Raw genomic sequence first — 4,387 nt, forward strand, 5'->3', positions numbered from 1 at the left:
CCCCCCCCCCCACAAAAGCGCGCCAGCCACCACAGCCTTACACCACCGCCGCCCTGCGCTGCACAAACCGATCGACATACTCGTCCGCCGGCGAGTGCAGGATCTCCCGCGGCGTGCCGACCTGGATCAGCTTGCCGTCCTTGAGAATCGCGATGCGGTTGCCGATGCGTACGGCCTCGTCGAGGTCATGGGTGATGAAGACGATGGTCTTGTGCAGGGTCTTTTGCAGTTCCAGCAACTGATCCTGCATTTCCGCGCGGATCAGCGGATCGAGGGCGCTGAACGCCTCGTCCATCAGGATGATGTCGGTATCCGCCGCCAACGCCCGGGCCAGGCCGACGCGCTGGCGCATGCCGCCGGAGAGCTGGTGCGGGTATTTGTTCTCGTAGCCCTTCAGGCCCACGGTGCTGATCCAGTGCAACGCCCGCTCGGCGCAGACCTGCTTGCTTTCGCCGCGCACTTTCAAGCCGTAGGCGACGTTGTCCAGCACGCTCTTGTGGGGCAGCAGGCCAAAGCTCTGGAACACCATGCTGATCTTGCGTCGGCGAAATTCACGCAGGGCATCCATGTCCAGTTGCAGGATGTCTTCGCCGTCCACCAGGATCGCGCCGCTGGTAGGGTCGATCAACCGGTTGAAGTGGCGCACCAAAGTGGACTTGCCGGAACCGGACAGGCCCATGATCACGAAAATCTCACCGGTGCCGATGCTCAGCGACAGGTCGTTCACGCCGACCACGCAGCCGGTTTCGGCCAGCACCTGGTCCTTGGTCCGGTTCTGGCGGATCAGCTCCAGGGCCTCCTTGGACCGGTTGCCGAAAATCTTGAAGACGTTCCTGACTTCGATCTTGCTGACGGCTGCGTTGCTCATTTGCTCACCTCATGCCGAGGACGACCATAGGCCTGGGTAATGCGGTCGATGACCACGGCGAGAATCACGATGGCGAGCCCGGCTTCAAGGCCGCGCCCGACGTTAAGGGTCTGGATGCCGACCAGCACGTCTTCACCCAGGCCACGGGCGCCGATCATCGAGGCGATGACCACCATCGACAGGGCCATCATGGTGGTCTGGTTGATTCCGGCCATGATGCTCGGCAGGGCCAGGGGCAGTTGCACGCCGAACAGCTGCTGCCAGCGGTTGGCGCCAAAGGCGTTGATGGCTTCCATGACTTCGCCGTCAACCTGGCGGATGCCCAGGTCGGTCAGGCGGATCAAGGGCGGCGCGGCGTAGATCACCGTGGCGAAGATCGCCGGGACCTTGCCCAGGCCGAACAGCATCAACACCGGAATCAGGTACACGAAGCTTGGCATGGTCTGCATGATGTCCAGCAGGGGCATCAGCACCGAACGCAGGCGATTGCTGCGCGCCGAGAGAATGCCCAGCGGAATCCCGATCAGCACCGAAATCAGCGTCGCTACCAGCATCAGCGCGAGGGTCTGCATCAGTTTGTCCCACAGGCCCACCGCGCCCACCAGGAACAACAGGCCGACGATCACCGCCGTCGCCACCACCTTGCGGGTGGCATGCCAGGCAACGCCGCCGACGATCGCCAGCATCAGCCACCAGGGGGCCATGCGCAGCAGACCTTCAAGGTTGACGATGGCCCACAGCAACGTGTCGGAGATGTGCCGGAACACATCGCCATAGTTGGTCACCAGGGAGTCGACCCAACCGTTGACCCAGTCGGCGATGGAGAAGGTAAAGCTTTCGGGAAACATAAGAGACTCTCGATCAGGTGGATGCGGTGAACGTCCCGACCAGCCCCACGGTTGGCCGGGAAATATTCGACCTACAGAGCCGCGTCGATTTTCCTGGCAGCGTCTTCGCTGACCCAGGCATGCCAGACTTCAGGATGTTCCTTCAGGAAGATCTTCGCCAGTTTCGGCGACTCGATCCGCTCTTTGGCCATGCGCCCGAGGTTCTGGTTCAGGATGTCGATCGGCAGGTTGACCTTTTCCAGCACCGCCACCAGTTCCGGAGCCTCGTCGTGGAAGGTCTTGGACAGGCCGACCTTGATGCTCACGCTTTTATCCACGCCCGGTTTCTCTTCGAGCTTCACCAGGTCGACCTGGCCCATCAGCGGCGTTGGCGACCAGTAGTAGAACAGGATCGGCTCGCCACGCTTGTAGCTCGACAGCACTGCCGCATCCAGCGCCGGGCCGGTGCCTGGACGGAAATTGGTATAGGTTTTTTCCAGGCCATAGCTTTTCAGCATTTCGCTGTTGTCCAGCTCGCAGGTCCAACCGGCCGGGCAGTTGTAGAAGCGGCCCTTGGATGGCTCCTCCTGATCCTTGAACACGGCGGCGTACTGGCCCAGGTCGGCAATATTCTTCAGGCCTGGGGCCTTGGCTTCGAGCTTGCGCTTGGCATCGCCTTCGATCACGTAGCGCGGCACGTACCAGCCTTCGATCGCGCCGACCACCGGTGCACCGACGCCGACCACCTTGCCGGCCTTCTCGGCCTTGTTCCACACCTCGCTGCGGCCGACCCACTCTTCGGCGAACACCTGGATGTCGTTGCTGCTCAGGGCGTTCTCCATGGTGATGGAGTTGCCTGGCAGGCTGTCGGTCTTGCAGCCGTAGCCTTTTTCCAGCACCACTTGCATCACGTCGGTCAGCAGCATGCCGCTTTCCCAGTTCAGGCCGGCGAACTTCACCGGTTTACCCGACTCGCACCAGCCGGCCGCTTGCGTGGCGCCGGCGCTGGCCAGCAGGCCCATGGACAGCAATGTGGTCAGCAGGGTCTTGTTCGACTTCATTATGTGACGCTCCTAATCAGTTGGATTGGCTTACGGCAGTCAAGAGGCATCCAGCCCTGTCAACGTCCCATCAGACCGCTTGGATGCGGCCCGCCCTGCTCGGTTGTGCGTCAACCGCGTCCTGCTCGACCGGCAGGATCAATTGATCGGGTACCGCGCTGTGCCACTTTCTGGCGATGAGGTAATACAGCGCCGCCGGGACCACCAGACCGATGATCCACGAGATATCCACACCACCCATGGCTTTCACCAACGGGCCGGTATAGAACTTAGTGGCGATGAACGGCAACTGAACCAGTACACCGAAGACATAGACGCTGATGCCCAGGGCGTTCCAACGACCGTAGCGACCGTTCGGGTCGTTCAGTGCCGGCACGTCATACCGCTCGCGCGTAATGCAGTAGTAGTCCACCAGGTTGATCGCGCTCCACGGCGTGAAGAACGCGAGCAAGAACAGGATGAAAGATTTGAACGCGCCGAGGAACGAGTGCTGGCCGAGCAGCGCGATCAGGGTTGCGGCGCCGACGATGACCAGCACGAAGACCAGACGCTGCAACCGCGTTACGTTCAGGTGCCCGCGGAAACCGCTGATGATCGTCGCGATGCACATGAAGCTGCCGTAGGAGTTCAGCGTGGAGATGGTGACCTTGCCGAAGGCGATGCTGAAGTACAGCAGCGCAGCGGTGGCGCCGGTACCACCCAGGCCTACGATGTAGGCCACTTCGTGACCGGCGAACTGCCCATTGGCCGAAGCAGCGGCAAACACGCCGAGGATCATCGCTACCTGCGCGCCGATGACGGAACCCGCGCCGGCGGCGAAAAAGGTTTTCACCGAGGACGTCTTGCTCGGCAGGTACCGCGAGTAGTCAGCCACGTAGGGGCCGAAGGCGATCTGCCAGGAGGCCGCGAGCGACACCGCCAGCAGGAAACTGCTCCAGCTGAAATGGCGAATTTGCAGGAGCGCGCCAACGTCCGTCTGGCTGATCAGGCGAGCGAACAGGTAGACAAAGGCAATCACACCAATGACGCTGGCGACCCGGCCAATAAAGTGGATCACCCGGTAACCGAGCACCGTCACCAGCACGATGACACTGGCGAAAATGAGAATGCCGAGACTGTCGCTGACACCAAACAACTGGCCCAGCGCCTGGCCCGAAAGCACGGTTCCCGTGGCGGTGAAACCCAGGTACATCAGGCACACCAGCACGATCGGGATGGCCGCGCCATACACACCGAACTGCACCCGGCTGGAGATCATCTGCGGCAGGCCCAGCTTGGGCCCTTGCGCGGCATGCAAGGCCATGACGCCACCGCCGAGCACCTGGCCGATCAGCAGACCGATCAACGACCAGAACACATCACCGCCAAGCACCACCGCCAACGCGCCGGTGACAATTGCCGTGATTTGCAGGTTGGCCCCCATCCAGAGGGTGAACTGGCTCAACAACCGACCGTGTCGCTCCCCTTCCGGGATGTAGTCGATCGAACGTTTCTCGATCAACGGCTTGCTGCTATCGCGTGTGCTGGTGACAGCCATGGTTCAACCTCTGTGGATTGTTCTGGTTCGGGCGCTGCTTTTATGTGTGGGAGCGAGCCTGCTCGCAAAAGCGGTGTGTCATTCAACACATGCC

General features: G+C 61.7%; 4 protein-coding genes. All 4 read right to left on the reverse strand.

The annotated features are described in order from the left end of the window. Positions 1 to 37 precede the first annotated feature (37 nt). The gene (locus tag ACE04F_RS27930) at positions 38 to 868 is read right to left on the reverse strand and encodes a quaternary amine ABC transporter ATP-binding protein (protein ID WP_305497396.1); all 831 of its coding nucleotides are present in this window, start codon (positions 866 to 868) and stop codon (positions 38 to 40) included. After that, positions 865 to 1,716 carry an ABC transporter permease gene (locus ACE04F_RS27935; protein WP_109752006.1) on the reverse strand — a complete coding sequence of 284 codons (852 nt, stop codon included), beginning with the start codon at positions 1,714 to 1,716 and terminating at the stop codon, positions 865 to 867. The genes ACE04F_RS27930 and ACE04F_RS27935 overlap by 4 nt, the downstream gene beginning before the upstream one ends. Positions 1,717 to 1,787: 71 nt before the next feature. Beyond that, entirely contained in the window at positions 1,788 to 2,756 is a 969-nt protein-coding gene (locus ACE04F_RS27940) for an ABC transporter substrate-binding protein (protein WP_486110817.1), read from the reverse strand. A gap of 70 nt (positions 2,757 to 2,826) precedes the next feature. Then, positions 2,827 to 4,293, reverse strand: coding sequence for a purine-cytosine permease family protein (locus tag ACE04F_RS27945; protein ID WP_486110819.1), 1,467 nt, complete (start codon positions 4,291 to 4,293; stop codon positions 2,827 to 2,829). Positions 4,294 to 4,387: the final 94 nt, after the last annotated feature.

It is taken from the genome of Pseudomonas sp. AGC41 (genome assembly GCF_057334555.1).